Source organism: Streptomyces piniterrae (assembly GCF_005048155.1).
Lineage (GTDB): Bacteria > Actinomycetota > Actinomycetes > Streptomycetales > Streptomycetaceae > Streptomyces > Streptomyces piniterrae.
Genome location: NZ_SUMB01000009.1, coordinates 139,087 through 158,132, shown reverse-complemented (window position 1 = coordinate 158,132; position 19,046 = coordinate 139,087). Strand labels below are relative to the sequence as shown.

At 71.6% G+C, this 19,046-nt stretch carries 16 protein-coding genes and 1 riboswitch; of the genes, 13 read left to right on the top strand and 3 right to left on the bottom strand.

The features are described from left to right. Window positions 1-11: 11 nt before the first annotated feature. The 9 genes from FCH28_RS24925 to FCH28_RS24885 all read left to right on the top strand — a co-directional run bounded on the left by FCH28_RS24925 (window position 12) and on the right by FCH28_RS24885 (window position 10,540). The gene (locus FCH28_RS24925) at window positions 12-572 is read left to right on the top strand and encodes a 2Fe-2S iron-sulfur cluster-binding protein (protein WP_187363922.1); all 561 of its coding nucleotides are present in this window, start codon (window positions 12-14) and stop codon (window positions 570-572) included. Continuing rightward, window positions 569-1,555 (top strand): FAD binding domain-containing protein, encoded by a 987-nt coding sequence (locus tag FCH28_RS24920; RefSeq protein WP_136742381.1) that lies wholly within the window; start codon window positions 569-571, stop codon window positions 1,553-1,555. Before FCH28_RS24925 ends, FCH28_RS24920 begins: the two co-directional genes overlap by 4 nt. 100 nt (window positions 1,556-1,655) lie before the next feature. Next, window positions 1,656-3,773 carry a xanthine dehydrogenase family protein molybdopterin-binding subunit gene (locus FCH28_RS24915; RefSeq protein ID WP_136742380.1) on the top strand — a complete coding sequence of 706 codons (2,118 nt, stop codon included), beginning with the start codon at window positions 1,656-1,658 and terminating at the stop codon, window positions 3,771-3,773. 237 nt (window positions 3,774-4,010) lie between these two features. Further along, complete coding sequence (locus FCH28_RS24910) at window positions 4,011-4,481, top strand: ATP-binding protein (RefSeq protein WP_136742546.1); 471 nt, start codon at window positions 4,011-4,013, stop codon at window positions 4,479-4,481. Window positions 4,482-4,574: 93 nt separating this feature from the next. Beyond that, window positions 4,575-5,072, top strand: coding sequence for a hypothetical protein (locus FCH28_RS24905; RefSeq protein WP_136742379.1), 498 nt, complete (start codon window positions 4,575-4,577; stop codon window positions 5,070-5,072). 109 nt (window positions 5,073-5,181) lie between these two features. Beyond that, a complete protein-coding gene (locus FCH28_RS24900; RefSeq protein WP_136742378.1) occupies window positions 5,182-5,613 on the top strand; it encodes a hypothetical protein in 432 nt (143 codons plus the stop codon). 237 nt (window positions 5,614-5,850) lie between these two features. Beyond that, window positions 5,851-6,927 (top strand): PLP-dependent cysteine synthase family protein, encoded by a 1,077-nt coding sequence (locus FCH28_RS24895; RefSeq protein WP_169314247.1) that lies wholly within the window; start codon window positions 5,851-5,853, stop codon window positions 6,925-6,927. After that, window positions 6,924-8,210: an MFS transporter gene (locus FCH28_RS24890; protein WP_136742376.1), complete on the top strand. Its 1,287-nt coding sequence runs from the start codon at window positions 6,924-6,926 to the stop codon at window positions 8,208-8,210. Before FCH28_RS24895 ends, FCH28_RS24890 begins: the two co-directional genes overlap by 4 nt. A gap of 272 nt (window positions 8,211-8,482) precedes the next feature. After that, a complete protein-coding gene (locus FCH28_RS24885; RefSeq protein ID WP_136742375.1) occupies window positions 8,483-10,540 on the top strand; it encodes a phosphocholine-specific phospholipase C in 2,058 nt (685 codons plus the stop codon). Window positions 10,541-10,795: 255 nt separating this feature from the next. Here the strand turns inward: FCH28_RS24885 and FCH28_RS24880 are convergent, their stop codons facing one another. Together FCH28_RS24880 and metE are read right to left on the bottom strand one after the other, a co-directional pair. Next, entirely contained in the window at window positions 10,796-10,987 is a 192-nt protein-coding gene (locus FCH28_RS24880; RefSeq protein WP_136742374.1) for a hypothetical protein, read from the bottom strand. 390 nt (window positions 10,988-11,377) lie between these two features. After that, complete coding sequence (gene metE, locus FCH28_RS24875; protein WP_136742373.1) at window positions 11,378-13,696, bottom strand: 5-methyltetrahydropteroyltriglutamate--homocysteine S-methyltransferase; 2,319 nt, start codon at window positions 13,694-13,696, stop codon at window positions 11,378-11,380. A 174-nt stretch (window positions 13,697-13,870) separates the two neighbouring features. Continuing rightward, window positions 13,871-14,086: riboswitch (cobalamin riboswitch) on the bottom strand. 388 nt (window positions 14,087-14,474) lie between these two features. On the opposite strand from metE, the gene FCH28_RS24870 reads away from it, so the two are divergent. The 4 genes from FCH28_RS24870 (at window position 14,475) to FCH28_RS24855 (ending at window position 17,521) form a co-directional block, all read left to right on the top strand. After that, window positions 14,475-15,872, top strand: coding sequence for a short-chain fatty acyl-CoA regulator family protein (locus tag FCH28_RS24870; RefSeq protein ID WP_136742372.1), 1,398 nt, complete (start codon window positions 14,475-14,477; stop codon window positions 15,870-15,872). Between the two features lie 219 nt (window positions 15,873-16,091). Beyond that, entirely contained in the window at window positions 16,092-16,649 is a 558-nt protein-coding gene (locus FCH28_RS24865; protein ID WP_136742371.1) for a COG4315 family predicted lipoprotein, read from the top strand. Then, window positions 16,633-17,043, top strand: coding sequence for a cupredoxin domain-containing protein (locus FCH28_RS24860; RefSeq protein WP_246103159.1), 411 nt, complete (start codon window positions 16,633-16,635; stop codon window positions 17,041-17,043). The genes FCH28_RS24865 and FCH28_RS24860 overlap by 17 nt, the downstream gene beginning before the upstream one ends. Window positions 17,044-17,071: 28 nt before the next feature. Next, window positions 17,072-17,521: a hypothetical protein gene (locus FCH28_RS24855; protein ID WP_136742370.1), complete on the top strand. Its 450-nt coding sequence runs from the start codon at window positions 17,072-17,074 to the stop codon at window positions 17,519-17,521. Between the two features lie 82 nt (window positions 17,522-17,603). Here the strand turns inward: FCH28_RS24855 and FCH28_RS24850 are convergent, their stop codons facing one another. Next, window positions 17,604-18,749, bottom strand: coding sequence for a L,D-transpeptidase family protein (locus tag FCH28_RS24850; RefSeq protein ID WP_136742369.1), 1,146 nt, complete (start codon window positions 18,747-18,749; stop codon window positions 17,604-17,606). Between the last annotated feature and the right edge of the window lie 297 nt (window positions 18,750-19,046).

The following is a 19,046-nucleotide window of genomic DNA, read 5'->3' as shown; positions in this document are numbered from 1 at the left end:
GGCAGCCCCCGCTGGCGTACGACGCGCGCTCCGAGCTGGTCCTGCACGTCAACGGCACGCCGTACACGCTGACTCTGGACCACCGGACCACGGTCCTCGACGCGCTCCGCGAGCATCTCGGTCTCACCGGCGCCAAGAAGGGCTGCGACCACGGCCAGTGCGGCGCGTGCACGGTCCTCGTCGACGGGCGGCGCGCCAACAGCTGCCTGCTGCTGGCCGTGGCCCAGGACGGGCGGCGGATCACCACGATCGAGGGCCTCGCCCACGGGAACGATGGGGCCGACGGTGAGCGGCTGCATCCGCTCCAGGAGGCCTTTCTGGAGCGGGACGCCCTGCAGTGCGGCTACTGCACTCCGGGGCAGATCTGTTCGGCGGTCGGCGTGCTGACGGAGGCCGCGGACGGCTTCCCTTCGCATGTCACGCCGTACACCGCGGCCTCCGGAGCGCCGATGGAGCTCACCCCCGACGAGATCCGGGAGCGGATGAGCGGCAACCTGTGCCGGTGCGGCGCCTATCCCCGCATCGTCGAAGCGGTCGGCGATGCCCGTGACGCGGGGGGTGCGGAGTCATGAAACCGTTCGGCTACCTACGGGCCGGGAGCGTCGAGGAGGCCGTACGGGCCGGTGCCGACCACCCCGGCGCCCGCTATCTCGGCGGCGGCACCAATCTCGTCGACCTGATGAAGCTCGGAGTGGAGCAGCCACCGCTGCTCATCGATGTCGGCCGGCTGCCGCTCGACCGTATCGAGGAGCGGCCGGACGGCGGACTGCGGATCGGCGCGCTGGTCCGCAACAGCGAGCTCGCCGCGGCCGCCCCGGTACGCGACCGCTACCCCGCCCTGTCGCAGGCGGTGCTGGCCGGTGCGTCCGGGCAGCTGCGGAACACCGCGACCACCGGCGGAAACCTGCTCCAGCGGACCCGCTGTACGTACTTCCAGGATACCTCCAAGCCCTGCAACAAACGCGAACCCGGCACCGGTTGCCCGGCCCGCGAGGGCGCCCATCGCGATCTCGCCGTCATCGGCCACTCCGAGCACTGCGTCGCCACCCAGCCGTCCGATATGGCGGTCGCGCTGGCCGCGCTCGACGCGACCGTTCACCTGCATGGCCCCGAGGGCGAGCGCGAGGTGCCGGTGACGGAGTTCCACCGGCTGCCGGGGGACCGGCCCGAGCGGGACACCGTGCTGCGCCCCGGCGAACTGATCACCGCCATCGAGCTCCCGCCGGCACGGGCCGCCGCCCACTCGTGCTTCCGGAAGGCCCGCGACCGGGCGTCGTTCGCCTTCGCCCTGGTCTCCGTCGCCGCCGTGCTGGAGGTACGGGACGGCGCCATCCAGTACGCGGCGCTGGCGTTCGGCGGGCTCGCGCACCGGCCCTGGCGCGCCCGCGCGGCGGAGGAGGTCCTGGTCGGCGCCCCCGCCACCCAGGGCACCTTCGGGCGCGCCGCCGACGCCGAACTGACCGCCGCCCGCCCGCTGCCCGAGAACGGCTTCAAGGTCCCCCTCGCCCGCAACCTCACGGTCGGCGTACTGGCCGACCTCGCCGCCCGTGACTGACGGAGGCGCAAGCAGCACCGAGCGAACCGACTTCGATCCGAGCCCCACCACCCGATCCCGACCACCCAAGGACCTGGCCCACCGCCCAAGGACGCGCGCCATGACCCACGATCCGTTCCCGCAGGGCACGCCCCCGCATCCGCTGGGCAACCCGGTCGCCCGCCGGGAAGGCCGCGAGAAGGTCACCGGCGCCGCCCGTTACGCGGCCGAACACACCCCGCCGGACTGCGCCTACGCCTGGCCGGTGCCCGCGACCTTCGCCCGCGCCCGTATCACCGGCGTGGAAACCTCCGAGGCGCTCGCGCTGCCCGGTGTGTGCGCGGTGCTGACCCATGAGAACGCGCCGCGCCTCGACTCGACCGACGATCCGACCCTGGCGCTGCTCCAGGAAGACCGCGTCCCGCACCGCGGCTGGTATGTCGCGCTCGTCGTCGCGGACAGTCTCGAAGCCGCCCGGGACGCCGCCTCGGCCGTCCGCGTCACCTACGAGAGCGCCGACCACGACGTACGGTTCCGGGCCGGCCACCCCGGCCTCTACGAGCCGGAATCGGTCAACGGCGGCTTCCCGGGAATCCGTGAAAGGGGCAATTTCGAGGCGGCGTACGCGGCCTCGCTGATCAAGCTCGACGCGACGTACAGCATCCCCCCGCTGCACAACCACCCCATGGAGCCGCACGCCTCCACCGCCTGGTGGGACGACGGCCATCTGACGGTTTACGACTCCAGTCAGGGCGCCACCAGAGTGCGCGACGATCTCGCCGCCCTGTTCAAGATCGGCAAGGGCGAGGTCACCGTCGTCTCCGAGCATGTCGGCGGCGGCTTCGGTTCCAAGGGCACGCCCCGCCCCCAGGTCGTGCTGGCCGCGATGGCCGCCCTGCACACCGGACGCCCCGTCAAACTGGCGCTGCCGCGCGGCCAGATGGCCGCGGTCGTCGGCCATCGCGCCCCCACCATCCAGCGCGTCCGCATCGGCGCCACCACCGAAGGCGTCATCACCGCCCTCGCGCACGAGATCATCACCTACACCTCCACGGTCAGCGAGTTCGTCGAGCAGGCGGCCGTACCGGCCCGCGTCATGTACGCCGCGCCCCACAGCCGTACCGCGCACCGCGTCACCGCGCTGGACGTACCGAGCCCGTCGTGGATGCGCGCACCGGGCGAGGCCCCCGGCATGTACGCCCTGGAGTCCGCCGTCGACGAACTCGCCGTCCTCCTGGACATCGACCCCGTCGAACTGCGGGTCCACAACGAACCGGAGACCGAGCCGGACAGCGGCCGCCCGTTCAGCAGCCGGCACCTCGTCGGCTGCCTCCGGGAGGGCGCCAACCGCTTCGGCTGGCTGCCCCGGGACCCCCGTCCGGCCGTACGCCGCGAAGGGGACCTGCTGGTGGGCACCGGCGTCGCCGCGTCCACGTACCCCGTCTTCCTCGCCGGATCCGTCGCCGAGGCGCACGCCGACGCGGACGGCGGCTACCGCATCCGCCTGAACGCCACCGACATCGGCACCGGTGCCCGCACCGTCCTCGCGCAGATCGCCGCCGCCGCGCTGGGCGCGTCCTCCGAGGAGCGGGTGCAGATCGAGATCGGCAACAGCGATCTGCCGCCCGCGATGCTGGCCGGCGGCTCCGCCGGCACCGGATCCTGGGGCTGGGCCGTCCACCGGGCCTGCACGGAGCTCGCGGCGCGGCTGCGCGACCACACGGGGCCGCTCCCCGCCGAGGGGGTGACGGTCACCGCCGACACCGGCCAGGAAGCCGCCGCGAAGAGCCCGTACGCCCGGCACGCCTTCGGCGCCCAGTTCGCCGAGGTCCAGGTCGACACCGTCACCGGGGAGATCCGGGTGCGCCGACTGCTGGGCATGTTCGCGGCCGGCCACATCCTCAACCCCCGTACCGCGCGTTCCCAGTTCATCGGCGGTATGACCATGGGGCTGGGGATGGCACTGACGGAGAGCAGCGGACTGGACGCCGCCTTCGGTGACTTCGCCGAACGCGATCTGGCCTCGTACCACGTCCCGGCCTGCGCCGATGTCCCCGCGATCGAGGCGCACTGGCTCGACGAGCGGGATCCGCACCTCAACCCGATGGGCAGCAAGGGCATCGGCGAGATCGGCATCGTCGGCACCGCGGCGGCCATCGGCAACGCCGTCCACCATGCCACCGGCGTCCGCCTGCGCGACCTCCCGCTCACCCCGGACAAGGTCCTGCCCCACCTGTGACCCGTTCACCGCCGAGCGGTTGCGGCACCCGGCACCTCGGGTGACCATGACCACGACCCATACGTGACTAATTGCTCACTCTTCGTGTTCGGGGTTCGTTGGTCCAACGAGGTGAAGTCGTGAGCCTCGCGGTGAGGAGCGCACGACATGACGCCTGCCAACGACCGGATCACGGACCGCCACCACTACGCACACCACTCCATGCATCACTCCACGCACCACGCCACCCGCCACTCCATGCACCACTACACGGTCGCCCTGCACGCCTCGGCGGAGCGCGTGCCGCAGATGCGGCGCATCGTGGCCGCGCACCTGCGGTACTGGGACCTCGAACTGCATATCCCGGCCGTCTGCAGGGGAGTGGCGGAACTCCTGACCAACGTGCACCGCCACATCGGCCCGGACGCCCGGTGCGTCGTCGAACTCCGCTGGACCGGCCGCCATCTCACCGCCTCCGTCGCCGACCAGGGGCCACCACTTCCACGGCTGGAGAGCGCCGCCGGCGGCGGACTCGCGGCGGTGGCGGCGCTGAGCGACAGCTGGGGCACCTGTGCCACCTCGGACGGCAAGGTCATCTGGTTCACCCGGAGGGTGGAGGCGGCCCGCAAGGCCCCGCTGACGTCGCGGGCGCCGCTGCGCACCGTGCGCGACACGAAGGGGGCGCCTACGGGGTCACCGGCGGCTTCTGCCGTAGCGGCGGGGTGCTGACGTCGGTTCAGGTCCCACCGGATCCGGCCGGTAACCGTCTCTCATCGCGGACGCCCCTCACAACGGCCCGTCCCCACGGGCTACGATCACGGTATGGCAACGGCCAGGTCGCCCTTCGGTATCGTGCGGGACCGCGTATCCGCGGTTCCGCTTCGTGCGCTGTGGCTGGCCCTGCTGCTGTTCGGCGCGATGATCGCGCATGGCACGTGCACGGAGAGCGGCCAGACGCATCCCGCCGCCCCCGGGCCGGCCGCGGTGTCGTCCCCTGCCGGTGCGCACGCTCACGTCGCCGCGCAAGCCCACGTCGTCACGCACGACCAGGCCGCTGCGGAGCAGTCTGTCGCTCCGTCACCTTCCCTACAGCTAGCGGAAGTTGACGAGGGTGGCGGAGGTGTCCCCGCGCATCACTCGGCCGAGGTCTGCGTCTCCGGCCAGCCGCAGCAGGGCGCCGAACTGCCGGTTCCCTGCGCCGCGCCCAGTACGGACTCCGCCTCCCGCGCGCCCGCGCAGGGCCGGTTCGGGGTGGCCGGTGGTACGTCCGTGCTTCCTCCGTTGAGCAACACCACGCGCTCCGTGGTCCAGCAGGTCTAGATTTCCGGCCAATTCCGGCCCAGAGACCCTGCTGATCCGGTCGATTCGGCGTACCCCCGTGCCCCCGTACCCGAATCGGCGGCCACGTCACGCCTGTCACGGAGGTCCCGTGCCCTTCGGCGCCCGCGCCCGTCCACACCCCTGCCCGGAAACCACCCGGCGGTCCCGTCCGCTGATCGCCCTGCTGCTGCTCATCGGCGGCCTGCTGCTGTGCTCGATCGCATGCTCCGCCGGCGTCGACGCCGGCCTCGACGGACACACCCGTACGGCCGGCCCGCCGCCGCTGTCCGCGGAGCGCTACGGCCCGGTGGCGGCCGCCACCGCACCGCACGGCGCGCACCCCGGGCCGCACTGCGCGTCCGGTACGGACGCCGCCGCCCCGCAGAGCCGGTCGGCCGGGCAGGCGGCCGCGCCCGCCGACCTCGGGGTGGCCGCGACGGCCGCCGCCGTCCGGCCCGCCGTACGCGGCGCGTCCCCGCAGCGCAGACCGGCGCCCGACGGACGGTCCACGCTCACCGCTCTCTGTAGGTGCCGCAGATAGGAGCCGCCGCCGCGCGCCGCCACCGGGAGAAGAGCCTTACGTCTGCCCCGGTCGTGCCGGCGCGCGAGAACGCGCCCCTGTCCCTGCACACCGAACCCCGAACGAGAGCGAATCATGCATTCCGTTCCCACGGCTGCCCCCCACGCACCGGCCCGGTCCCTACCGGCCCGACCCGTACAGCCGCACGACCCGACGCAAGCACCAGCCCCGATTGCCGGCGCCACCCGCGCCTCCGACATGTCCGGCCTCGTGGGCAACACCCCCGTCCTGCACATCTCCGAGCCGCTGTCCCCGGCCGGCCGCGGATTCTGGGCGAAGCTGGAGGGCCGCAACCCGGGCGGTATCAAGGACCGCCCCGGCCTCCACATGGTCGAACGCGCCCGCGCCCGGGGCGAGTTGCGGCCCGGCGGCCGGATCATCGAATCCACCAGCGGGACCCTCGGGCTCGGCCTGGCGCTGGCCGGGATGGTGTACGGCCATCCGGTCACCCTGGTCACCGACCCCGGCCTGGAACCCGCCATGACCCGGCTGCTCACCGCGTACGGGGCGGAGGTCGACATCGTCCCCGCGCCGCACCCCGCCGGCGGCTGGCAGCAGGCCCGCCGCGACCGGGTGGCCCAGCTGCTCGCCCAGCACCCCGGTTCCTGGTGCCCGGACCAGTACAACAACCCCGACAACACCACCGCGTACCTCCCGCTGGCCCTCGAACTCGCCTCCCAGCTGGGGCATATCGACGTCCTGGTGTGCAGCGTCGGCACCGGCGGGCACTCGGCGGGCGTCTCCCGGGTCCTGCGCCAGTTCTACCCGGAGCTGCGGCTCGTCGGCGTCGACAGCATCGGTTCGACGATCTTCGGGCAGCCCGCCAGGACCCGTCTCATGCGCGGGCTGGGATCGAGCATCCATCCGCGCAATGTCGCCTACGACCAGTTCAGCGAGGTGCACTGGGTCGCACCGGGCGAAGCGGTGTGGACCTGCCGTCAGCTGGCGGCCTCGCACTACGCCACCGGCGGCTGGAGCGTCGGCGCGGTCGCGCTGGTCGCCGGCTGGCTGAGCCGTACCGAGCCGGCGGGCACCCGTATCGCGGCGGTCTTCCCGGACGGTCCGCAGCGCTATCTGGGCACGGTGTACGACGACGACTACTGCGCCGCCCATGGACTGCTCGACGCGCCGCCGGCGGACGCGCCCGAGACGGTGGACCGCCTGGACGAGAAGGAGGTCACGGCCTGGAGCCGGTGCGCCCGCGTGGCCGATCCGCTGGCCGTGGCGGACCCGCAGGGGCCCGCCCCGTCCGACGCGGTGGAGGAGGCCCGGTGAAGTCCACCTTCACACAGCTGCGTTCCTACGAGCGCGCCGCCCAGCTGCTGATGGTCAATCAGTTCACCATCAACCTCGGCTTCTACATGCTGATGCCGTACCTGGCCGCGCATCTGTCGGGGACCCTCGGCCTGGCCGGCTGGCTGGTCGGACTGGTCCTGGGCGTCCGCAACTTCAGCCAGCAGGGGATGTTCCTGGTCGGCGGCACCCTCGCCGACCGGTTCGGGTACAAGCCGCTGATAGTCGCCGGCTGCCTGCTGCGCACCGCCGGTTTCGCGACGCTCGGACTGGTCGACTCGCTGCCCGCGCTCATCGCGGCGTCCGCGGCCGCCGGGCTGGCCGGGGCGCTGTTCAACCCGGCGGTCCGGGCGTATCTGGCCGCCGAGGCGGGGGAGCGCAGGCTGGAGGCGTTCGCGCTGTTCAACGTCTTCTATCAGGCCGGGATACTGCTCGGCCCGCTGGTGGGCATGGTGCTGACCGGCGTCGGCTTCCGCCTCACCTGCCTGGTCGCGGCCGGGATATTCGCGCTGCTGAGCGTGGTCCAGATCCGGGCGCTGCCGGCCCGCGGGGACGGCCGCGTACGGGGCGGTGCCGAGGGGAGCGTGCTGTCGCAGTGGCGGCGCGTCCTGGCCAACCGGCCGTTCCTGCTGTTCTCCGGCGCCATGATCGGCTCGTATGTGCTGTCGTTCCAGGTCTATCTGGCGCTGCCGCTGGAGGTACGGCGGCTGGGCGGCGAGGGGGAGTTCGGTACGGCGGCGGTGGCGGTGCTGTTCGCGGTCTCCGGGCTGAGCACGATCCTCGGCCAGACCCGGGTCACGACCTGGTGCAAGGCCCGGATGCCGGCCGGTCGCGCCCTCGCCTGGGGGCTGCTGACGATGGGGCTGGCCTTCGTTCCGCTGCTGGCGGCCAGCGCGCTGCCCGTACCGGAGGCCGGTCCGGGCCGCTGGGCGCTCGCCGCGGTGCCGCCGGCGCTGGCCGCGCTGCTGCTCGCCATCGGCACGATGATCACCTACCCGTTCGAGATGGACACCATCGTCCGGCTCTCGGGGGACCGCCTGGTCGCCACCCACTACGGGCTCTACAACACCATCTGCGGCATCGGCATCACCCTGGGCAACCTGCTCACCGGCGCGGCGCTGGACGCCTCCCGTGCTGCCGGTATGCCCGCTTTGCCGTGGATCGCCCTTCCGGCGCTGGGACTGGCCTGTTCCGCCGCGCTGTACGGGCTGCACCGTACGGGCCGGCTGGCCAGGCCGGTGCGGAAGCAGCCGGCCGTGGCGTGACGCAGCCGGCCGTGGTGGTGAAGCACCGGCCCGGCCGGCAAACACTCACACTCCGTCAGGTCCTCCGGCACGGAGGGCGATAAACGGATGCGGGCGGGCCGCCCTCGCGCAGGCGGGGGCGGCCCTTCGTGCGCAGGGTGCCTCTGGCCAGCGTGTTCGCCACACGTACCGTGATTTTTCACGCAGGCGACATCACCCCTTCCCTGCAGTTGGTTCCTCTTGGAACACTCTGCTGACTCCTGTTTCCCCACACACAAGAGGTCCCAAGAATCATGGCTGAACTCAACCGCCGGCGATTTCTCCAGATCGCCGGTGCGAGCGCCGGTGCCGCCGCCCTGACGAGCAGCATCGCCCGCGCCGCGGCCATTCCCGCCGCGCGTCGTTCCGGCTCCATCAAGGACGTGGAGCACATCGTCGTGCTCATGCAGGAGAACCGTTCGTTCGACCACTACTTCGGCACGATGAAGGGCGTACGCGGCTTCGGCGACCCGCGCCCCGTCACCCTGCCGAACGGCAAGCCGGTGTGGAACCAGCCCGACGGCGGCAAGGAAGTACTGCCCTTCCACCCGGACGCCGAGGACCTCGGCATGCAGTTCATCGCGGGCCTCGACCACGACTGGGCCGGCGGCCACAAGGCGTTCAACAACGGCAAGTACGACCAGTGGATACCCGCCAAGTCCGAGCGCACGATGGCGTATCTGACCCGCAAGGACATCCCGTTCCACTACGCCCTCGCCGACGCGTTCACCGTCTGCGACGACTACCACTGCTCGTTCATGGGCGCCACCGACCCCAACCGCTACTACATGCTGTCCGGCCACGTCGGCAACGACGGCAAGGGCGGCGGCCCGGTCCTCGGCAACGCGGAACTCGGTTACGACTGGACGACCTACGCCGAGCGCCTGGAGCAGGCCGGGGTGTCCTGGAAGGTCTACCAGGACATCGGTGACGGCCTCGACGCCAACGGCAAGTGGGGCTGGATCGAGGACGCCTACCGCGGCAACTACGGCGACAACTCCCTGCTGTTCTTCAACAAGTACCGCAACGCCAAGCCGGGCGACCCGCTCTACGACAAGGCCCGCACCGGCACCAACGCCAAGGCGGGCGACGGCTACTTCGACGTCCTCAAGGCCGACGTGAAGGCCGGCAAGCTCCCGAAGGTCTCCTGGATCGCCGCGCCCGAGGCGTTCAGCGAGCACCCCAACTGGCCGGTGAACTACGGCGCCTGGTACATATCCCAGGTTCTGGACGCGCTCACCTCCAACCCCGACGTATGGGCCAAGACCGCCCTGTTCATCACCTACGACGAGAACGACGGCTACTTCGACCACATCGTCCCGCCGTACGTCCCGTCCGGCGCCTCCCAGGGCAAGTCCACCGTCGACACCACCCTGGACTACTTCCCCGGTGACGCGAGCTACGCCGCCGGCCACTACGGCATGGGCCAGCGTGTCCCGATGATCGTCGTCTCGCCCTGGAGCACCGGCGGCTACGTCTGCTCCGAGGTGCTCGACCACACCTCGATCATCCAGTTCATGGAGAAGCGCTACGGCGTCCACGAGCCCAACATCTCGCCGTGGCGCCGGGCCGTCGCGGGCGACCTCACCTCCGCCTTCGACTTCAGCGGCAAGGACACCGACCCGGCGCAGCTCCCGGACACCGCCGGCTACCAGCCCCCGGACCACGAGCGGCACGACGACTACGTCCCGCACGCCCCCGCGAACCCGGCGCTGCCCAAGCAGGAGTCCGGCTCCCGTCCCGCGCGCCCGCTGCCGTACGCGCCCCTGGTGGACGGCGCCGCCGACCCGGCGGCCGGGAAGTTCACGCTCACCTTCGGCGGCGGCGACGCGGCCGGCGTCTGCTTCCACGTGCGCTCCGGCAACCGCACCGACGGCCCCTGGACGTACACCACGGAGGCCGGCAAGACGCTCTCCGACACCTGGAACTCGGCGTACTCCAAGGACGCCTACGACCTGTCGGTGTTCGGCCCGAACGGCTTCCTGCGGGTCTTCAAGGGCCCCGGCAAGACCGCGGGACCCGAGGTGACCGCCCGCCACGACAAGGCCAGCGGCAACCTCAAGCTCACCATGAAGAACGCGGGCTCCGCCGACGTCAACCTCACCGTGACCAACGCGTACGGCGGCGCGGGCGAGACGTTCAAGGTGAAGGCGGGCGCCACCGTGGAGCACACGGTCGACCTGCGCGCCAGCAAGCGCTGGTACGACCTCTCCGTGGTCTCCGACACGGACACCGGCTATCTGCGCCGCTTCGCCGGCCACGTCGAGAACGGCGAGCCGGGCGTGAGCGACCCGGCGATCATCACCGGCTGAGGGGCCGCCGGGCGCACCACCGAACGGGCCCGGCCCGGACCCGAGCGTCCGGGCCGGGCACCCCGCCTTCCGGCGTTCGGCGCGAGGCCACGCGGCGTGCCATCCGTTCCGTAACCGAGCAGGGGCAGCCGGGGTTCCTCGACTGGTGTGGGGGGAGCCCACGGCCCGGTCCCCAACCGGGTACCGGGCCGGGCCCTTCTTCGGCCGGCTTCGGTCCGCACTCATGGGACCGAAGACGGAAGCGCCTTTGTCAGGTCACTTCACGTCGCCCGTTGAATCCGTCGCGGGCCAGAAGATTGCATCTCCCGGCCACCAAATCTGGTCTCCAGGCCAGAAGAGTTCCGCCTCGTCGTCGGCGTGCGCGGTGGTAGCCGTGCCTGCCATACCGAGAAATGCGGCGACGGTCAGAGCGCCGGCCGCGGCTATGGTGCGGATACGCATCAACATTCTCCCTCCATCAGGGCACCCCAAGGGAGTGCCGTGTCCGACCTCGCCCGGGCGGGTACCCGAGCCGGAAGGCGTACGCATAAGGAATGCCCCGACCGAGAGCCGAACGTCGCCGTTCCATTCAACTGCGGGATAGCTTCCACTCGAAGGGAGGCGGCCGGGGTGCGGGCTCGGCGGGCATCCGCTAAGAATGGGAATTCGCGAACAATCCGGGCTCGCAGACAGCAGCGGACGGCCACTCCGCATCCCGTTTCCTTACCCGTTTCCGTTAATTGGCAGGTATCCGTTCATGGCACTCCGGGCGGCAGTTAGCGAAAAGCCGAGGGCCGGCCCTCGGAGCCCGGCTGCTGCGCGCTCCGGGGCCGGCCCCCACTACCGCCGGATGCCGGTTCAGGACGCCGTCAGACCGCCCCGGACCTCGCGGGCCGCCGTGACCAGGTTCTCCAGGGAGGCCCTGACCTCGGGCCAGCCGCGGGTCTTGAGACCGCAGTCCGGGTTGACCCACAGCCGCTCGGCGGGAATGGCGTCAAGTCCCTTGCGCAGCAAGGCGGTTGCCTCCAGGGCGCTCGGGACGCGCGGCGAGTGGATGTCGTACACCCCTGGGCCCACCTCGCGCGGATAGCCCGCGGTGGCCAGCTCCCCGGCGACCTGCATGTGCGAGCGGGCCGCCTCCAGGCTGATGACATCGGCGTCCAGATCGTCGATGGCCTGGAGGATGTCGCCGAACTCCGCGTAGCACATGTGGGTGTGGATCTGGGTGTCCGGACGGACCCCGCCGGTGGTCAGGCGGAACGCCTCGGTGGCCCAGGCGAGATATCCGGCACGGTCGGCGGCCCGCAGCGGCAGCGTCTCGCGGAGCGCCGGCTCGTCGACCTGGATGACCGAACTGCCCGCGGCCTCAAGGTCGTTCACCTCGTCCCGCAGCGCCAGCGCCACCTGCCGGGCGGTGTCGCCGAGCGGCTGGTCGTCGCGGACGAAGGACCAGGCGAGCATCGTGACCGGGCCGGTGAGCATGCCCTTGACCGGACGGTCGGTGAGCGACTGGGCGTAGGAGGTCCAGCGCACCGTCATCGGCTCGGGACGGGAGATGTCGCCGGCGAGGATCGGCGGCCGGACATAGCGGGTGCCGTACGACTGGACCCAGCCGTGCTGGGTGGCGAGATAGCCGGTCAGCTGCTCCGCGAAGTACTGGACCATGTCGTTGCGCTCCGGCTCGCCGTGCACCAGCACATCGATACCGGCCTTCTCCTGGAAGGCGAGGACGTCCCGGATCTCGGTCGCGATGCGCTCCTCGTACGCGGCGGTGCCGATACGCCCGGCGCGCAGATCGGCGCGGGCCGTGCGCAGCTCCGTGGTCTGCGGGAACGAGCCGATGGTGGTCGTCGGCAGGAGCGGCAGCCCGAGGCGTTCACGCTGGGCGGCGGCCCGCTCGGCGTACGGCTGCGACCGGCGGCCGTCGGCGTCGGTGACGGCCGCGGCGCGGGCCCGTACCGCCGGGTCGTGGGTCAGCGCGGAACCGGCCCGGGACGCCAGGTCGGCGCGGTTCGCGGCGAGTTCGGCGGCGATGGTGTCGGTGCCCTGCTGCAGCCCGCGGGCCAGCGTGACGATCTCGCCGGTCTTCTGCCGGGCGAAGGCCAGCCAGCGGGCGATCTGCGGGTCGATGTCCCGCTCGGCGCCGGCGTCCAGCGGGACGTGCAGCAGCGAGCAGGAGGACGACACATCGACCCGGTCGGCGAGACCCAGCAGCGTGCCCAGGGTGGCCAGCGACCTCTCGAAGTCGTTGATCCACACATTGCGGCCGTTCACGACGCCCGCGACCAGCCGCTTGCCGGGCAGCCCGCCGACGGCCGCGAGGTCGTCGAGGTTGGCGGCCGCGGCCCCCGTGAAGTCCAGCGCCAGGCCCTCGACGGGCGACTTCGCCAGCACCGGCAGGGCGTCGCCCAGACGGTCGAAGTAGGCCGCCACCAGCAGCTTCGGACGGTCGGCCGGCGCGCCGAGGTCACGGTAGGCGCGAGCGGCGGCGTTCAGCACGGCGGGGGAGCGGTCCTGCACCAGCGCCGGCTCGTCCAGCTGCACCCACTCGGCGCCGGCGGCCCGAAGATCGGCCAGCACCTCCTCGTACACCGGCAGCAGTCGGTCGAGCAGCGTCAGCGGGTCGAAGTCCGCCGCGACACCGGGGGCGGGCTTGGCCAGCAGGAGATAGGTGACCGGGCCGACCAGCACCGGGCGGGCGGCGAGCCCGAGCGCGAGCGCTTCACGGAGCTCGCCGACCTGCTTGGCGGAGTCCGCGGCGAACACGGTCTCCGGCCCCAACTCGGGCACCAGATAGTGGTAGTTGGTGTCGAACCACTTGGTCATCTCCAGCGGCGCCACGTCCTGCGTACCGCGGGCCATCGCAAAATAGCCGTCCAGGGGGTCGGCGGCCACCGCGGTGCGATGCCGGGCGGGGATCGCACCGACCATCACGCTGGTGTCCAGAACATGGTCGTAGTACGAGAAGTCGCCGGTCGGCACCTCATGGACACCGGCCTCGGCGAGCTGCCGCCAGTTGTCCCGGCGCAGTCCGGCGGCGGTGGCGCGCAGGGCGTCGGCGCCGACCCGGCCCTTCCAGTAGCCCTCGATGGCCTTCTTCAGTTCACGCTGCTGCCCCTGACGGGGGTAGCCGTGCACGGTGGCCCGTGCTGCCGCGGCTGCGGACTTGCTGGTCACGAAACTCTCCTTCGCGAGCGTGTCTCCCTACGATCCCGGGACGGGTCGAGAACACGAGAGGCCGCGAAGGGCCGGCACACCGGCCGGACCACCACGCCATGGAACGGCGCGCGCCCAGCCCGATATGTACGCCGACCCGCCCTCGAGGTCACCGGGATCTCCGCGCACGATCCGGTCGCGCGCGGGCAACGGGCAGGTCTTCGGACTCGTGGGCACATCCGCCAAGGCGGACATCTACTGGCCGTCGCTTCCCAGACCCGGCCGGGCCCAGTGCGTATGACGGCGGTCGTTCCCACTCACCGCTGCGGGGCAGTCCCGGAATCCCACCGGGTTCCCTCTTGCGACGCGCCTGCCTGGCGGGCAGGGCGAACCAGTTGCGTTGCCAGCCTAGACGAGCAACTCCGAGCCCCGCCCGCGGGTCGGGCGCGGAGCAGCCTCAGTCTCTGCTCCGCGCCCGACCCGCGGTCCGGGGCGCACCCCGCCCCGGAGACGACCCGGGTCCCTCAACCCGGTTCGTACGTCTACTGGTTGGTCGGCGGGAGTGGATCGGTGAAGCTGATCCGGTGCTGTGAACTGTGCGAAGGGCGCGTCCCGGTGGGTCTCGGTGCGACTCTGTCAGGGGCGCGCAGCGCCATCAAGGCTGGCTCCCTGCCAAGTTCTGTGTATCTTCTCGGCCGCTCTTGCCAAGGCTGCCAACGTTGCCGAAACTGCCGAGACCGGTCCGCCGGGGATGTCGTACGCTGCGCTGAGATCCTGTGCAAGGCCGGAGGGGACCTGGGTGGGCAAGACGTACGCGGGAGCGCGGCTGCGCCGACTGCGCGAGGAACGGCGGATGAGCCAGGCCGAGTTGGCGCGGACGCTCGCCATCTCGCCCAGCTATCTCAACCAGATGGAGCATGACTCCCGGCCGCTGACCGTGCCCGTACTGCTGCGGCTGACCGAGGCGTTCGGCGTCGATCCCGGCTTCTTCTCCGCGCGGGACACCGGCCGTGTCCTGGCGGACCTGCGGGAGGCCCTCGCCGACGAGATGGCGGACGCCCGGGTGTCGCCCGCCGACCTGTCGGAGCTCGCCTCCCGGCTGCCCGCCGTCGCCGCCGTCCTCCTCGATCTGGGCCGCCGCAACCAGGTCCTGACCGAGCGGCTCGCCGAGGTCGCGGAGCACCGCGGCGCCCCCGACCAGGCCGGACCGCGCTCACCGCACGAAGGGATCCGCGAGTTCTTCTACCGCCGGCAGAACTACCTGCACGACCTCGACACCGCCGCTGAAGAACTCGCCGGCGAGATCGGCATCCGTCCGGGCGAGGTGCTCCCGGCCCTCACCGCCCGGCTCGGCGAGGCCCACGGAGTGCGCCTGGCCACCGACGGCGACCGGCTGCACCACTACGACCCGGCCCGGCGGGTCCTGCACCTGTCCAGCCGTCTGCGGCCCGGCCAGCGGGCCTTCCGGATGGCCACCCAGCTCGCCCTGCTCGAATACGGCGACGAGCTCTCCCGGCTGGCCTCGGAGGACTTCGAACCGGGCGCCGCGACCTGGCCGTTGGCCCGGATCGGCGTCGCCAACTACTTCGCCGCCGCGCTGATCCTCCCGTACCGGCTCTTCCACACCGCCGCCGAGGAGATGCGCTACGACATCGAGCGTCTCTCCGACCACTTCGGCTTCGGCTACGAGACGGTCTGCCACCGCCTCAGCACGCTCCAGCGCCCCCGGCTGCGCGGAGTGCCGTTCTCCTTCGTACGGGTCGACCGCGCCGGCAACATGTCCAAGCGCCAGTCGGCCACCGGCTTCCACTTCTCGCGGGCCGGCGGCACCTGCCCGCTGTGGAACGTCTACGAGGCGTTCGCCGCGCCCGGCCGGATCCACGTCCAGATCGCCGCGATGCCGGACGACCAGCGCTATCTGTGGACCGCACGCGCCGTCACCCGCCACCGCGGTGGCTGGGGCGAGCCCGGCAAGACCTTCGCCATCGGTCTCGGCTGCGAGATCCGGCACGCCTCCCGGCTCGTGTACTCCGACGGGCTCGACCTCGGCAACGCCTCGGCCGCGACCCCGATCGGCATGGGCTGCCGCGTCTGCGAGCGCCTGGACTGCCCGCAGCGCGCCGTACCGCCGCTCGGCCGGCCGCTCGCCATCGACGAGAACAGCAGCACCTTCGTGCCGTATCCGGTGGAGCAGTGAGCAGCCGGCAGCGAGCGGTGAGCCGGGGCTGACGGGGCGTCCGCCGTTCGGGCCGGGGCGGGCGTCGGGTACGCCGAACGTCGCAGCCCGGATGGCCGGGCGCCGCCGCCTGCGTTCTAGTGGGGGTGGGCGGCCGCCACGGACGGGCTGCCCGGAGGCCGCTTGGACAGGCGGCCTGTGCCGCCACCGGTGGGGCGGCAGGACCGGAGGAGTGCCCGGATGAGGAACAGCGTCAGGACGGCCGTTGCCGTGGCCACGGCCGTCCTGTTCGCCACGGTGGTCGCCGGCTGCGGGGACGACGGTGGCGGGGCGGCTCCCACGAACACCCCGGCGCCCACGGGACCCCGCCCGACGAAGACGCCGGGCGCCACACCGACCGCGGGAGCGGGCACGGTCAACGCCCGCTCCGGCAAGCTCGGGGAGATCCTGGTCGACGGCCAGGGCCGGACCCTGTATCTCTTCGAGGCGGACAGGTCCGAGAGGTCCACCTGCTCGGGTGACTGCGCCGAGGCCTGGCCGCCGGCGCTCGCGACCGGCACACCGAAGGCCGGCGGCGGGGTGAAGGGCAACCTGCTGGGCACGTCGACGCGCAGCGACGGCACCAAGCAGATCACCTACAACGGCCATCCCCTCTACTACTTCGTGGGCGACAAGCAGCCCGGCGAAACCAACGGTCAGGGCATCGAGCAGTTCGGCGAGGAGTGGTACGTCGTCGACCCCTCCGGCAACAAGGTCGAGTCGGACACCGAGGGCGATACCGGTGACGGCGGCTACTGATCGGCGGCTCCCCGCCCGTGCACGCCTCGCCCTGGCGGTCTCGATCGTCTGCGTGGCGGCGGCCCTGAGCGGCTGTTCCGACGGGGGAGGCGGTACGTCCACCGCTCCCCCCGCGTCCCCGTCCACACCCGCCGCCGGAGGGCCCCGCATCATCATCAAGGACTTCAAGTTCGTCCCCGCCTCCCTCCTGGGCGTGCGCCCCGGCGCGAAGGTCACCGTCGTCAACATGGACTCCGTGCCGCACACCGTGACGGCCACCGGCAGCGGATCCTTCGACACCGGCAACATCGAGCCGGGGAAGACCGCCACCTTCGTCGCCCCGTCCAAGGCGGGCAGCTACCCCTACGACTGCGACATCCACGAGTACATGGAAGGCACGCTCACCGTCGGCTGACCCGCGCGGAGGGAGGCTTGGAGTAGCCGTGGCATCAGAGATCTCCCCGCCGGCTCCCGGGCGGGCCGGCCGGACGGCACGGGGCATCGCGAGGGTGCTGGCCGCCGCCGGGCTGGCCGTGGACGCCTATGTGCACGCCCATCTCGCCGACCGGTACGACGCCATCGTCCAGGCCGTCAGCCAGGGCACGCTCTTCCGCGTCGAGGCCGGGCTGGCCGCGCTCGCGGCCCTGCTGGTGCTGGCCTGGCGCCGCCCGGTGGCCGATGCGTTCGCCTGGCTCGTCGCGGCCGGCGGGCTGGCGCTGCTGCTGGTGTACCGCTACGTCGACGTCGGCGAGCTGGGGCCGGTGCCGAACATGTACGAGCCGGTCTGGAGCACCGACAAGAAAATCACCGCCGTCGCCCAGGTGGTCACCCTCGTCGCCGCGTCCTTCCTGCTGCTCACCCGAAGGCACCGGCCGGGAAGACACCGAAGGTGACGCGGGCCGTACGGGATGTCCGTACGGCCCGCGTCACCTTCGGAATGCGGAATTATTCTTCGCGCGAGGGGCTTGCGAGGGGCTACTTCAGCGCGCTGCGCTGCTGCCACTGCTGCCAGGACTCCTGCCAGACCTCAAGACCATTGCCGACATCGGTCTTGTTCTGGTTGGTGGTGCCCTTCACCTCGACCGTGGAGCCGATCGTCAGGAAGTCGTAGACCCTCTTGGCGTCGCCGGTCGTCATTCCGAAACAGCCGTGGCTGTTGTTCGTCACACCGATCGACTTGTTCCACGGGGCGGAATGCAGAAAGGTCCCGGAGGCGGTCAGGTGGGTGACCCACTTCGAGTCCAGCATCCACTCGTCGCCGTGGCCGATGGTGGCGGAGTCCATCGTCTCCGCCGCGTTCTTGCTGCGTACGGTGTGCACACCGCCGCGGGTCGGGTCCTGCGGGGAGCCCGCCGAGCCGGTGACGGAGCCGACGTTCTTGCCATTCTCGTACATCGTCAGCGTGTGGGACGGCACATCGATGACGGCCTTGTGGTCGGCACCGACACGGAATCCGAAGTTGTAATCCCGGGCGAACCAGCCGCCGTCACCGGAATTGACACCGGAGAGCGCGCCCTTCACCGAGACCCTCGTTCCGGACGGCCAGTAGTCCTTGGGCCGCCAGTCGATCCGGTCCTTTCCGGAGTAATCCTTGACCCAGCCCCAGGCGCCCTCGACATGCGGCTGGGTGGTGACCTTCAGCGCCTTCTCGATTTCCGCCCGCCGGTCCTTGTCGATGGCGTTGTCGAACAGGATCGAGACCGGCATTCCGGTGCCCACGGTCTGCCCGCCGCCCGGGGTGTTCGTGAGCTTGTTGACCTTGTCGGCCTGCTCCGTGGTGAACTCCGAGGTGGCGGAGGACTCCCTGCCCTCCGTCGACTTCGCCTTCGTCCGCACGGTGTAGGTGGTCTTCGGCCTGACCTTGCCGTCCGACTTCCATGACGTGCCGTCACCGGAGAGTCGGCCGTCGACCTTGGTGCCGTCGTCGTCCTTGACCTCGACCGAGGTCAGCTTGCCCCCGTCGGCCTTCACCGTGATCCCGGAGCCGAGCTTGACCGCCTTGCTGCCCCCGGCCGGGGTGACGGTCACCTTGGCAGGGGCCGCGTCCGACTTGGACGACGCGTCGGCGCCGCCTCCGCACGCGGTCATCAGGGTGGCCGCGGCTATCACGGCGGGTATCAACCGGGCATGGTGGCGTCGTGATCCGGCGTGCACGAGGGTCCCTCCCAAGCAGAACAACTGACAGTGGCGGAACCCGGCCCGGTGGCGGCGCAGCCGCCCGGGCCTCATGTTTGCGTCCGCCTCACATACAGAGGGTTTGTCTGCTTAGGAGGTTGTCCGGCGCATCTGTTATTCAGGACACGGTTTGGTCTCGGTGGACCCGGTTTCCGCCGGCCCGGCAGGGCTGGTGAGGGTACGCGCATACGACTGCGGCCGGCGACTCGGCGGGGTACCGAGTCGCCGGCCGCGGGCGCGGCG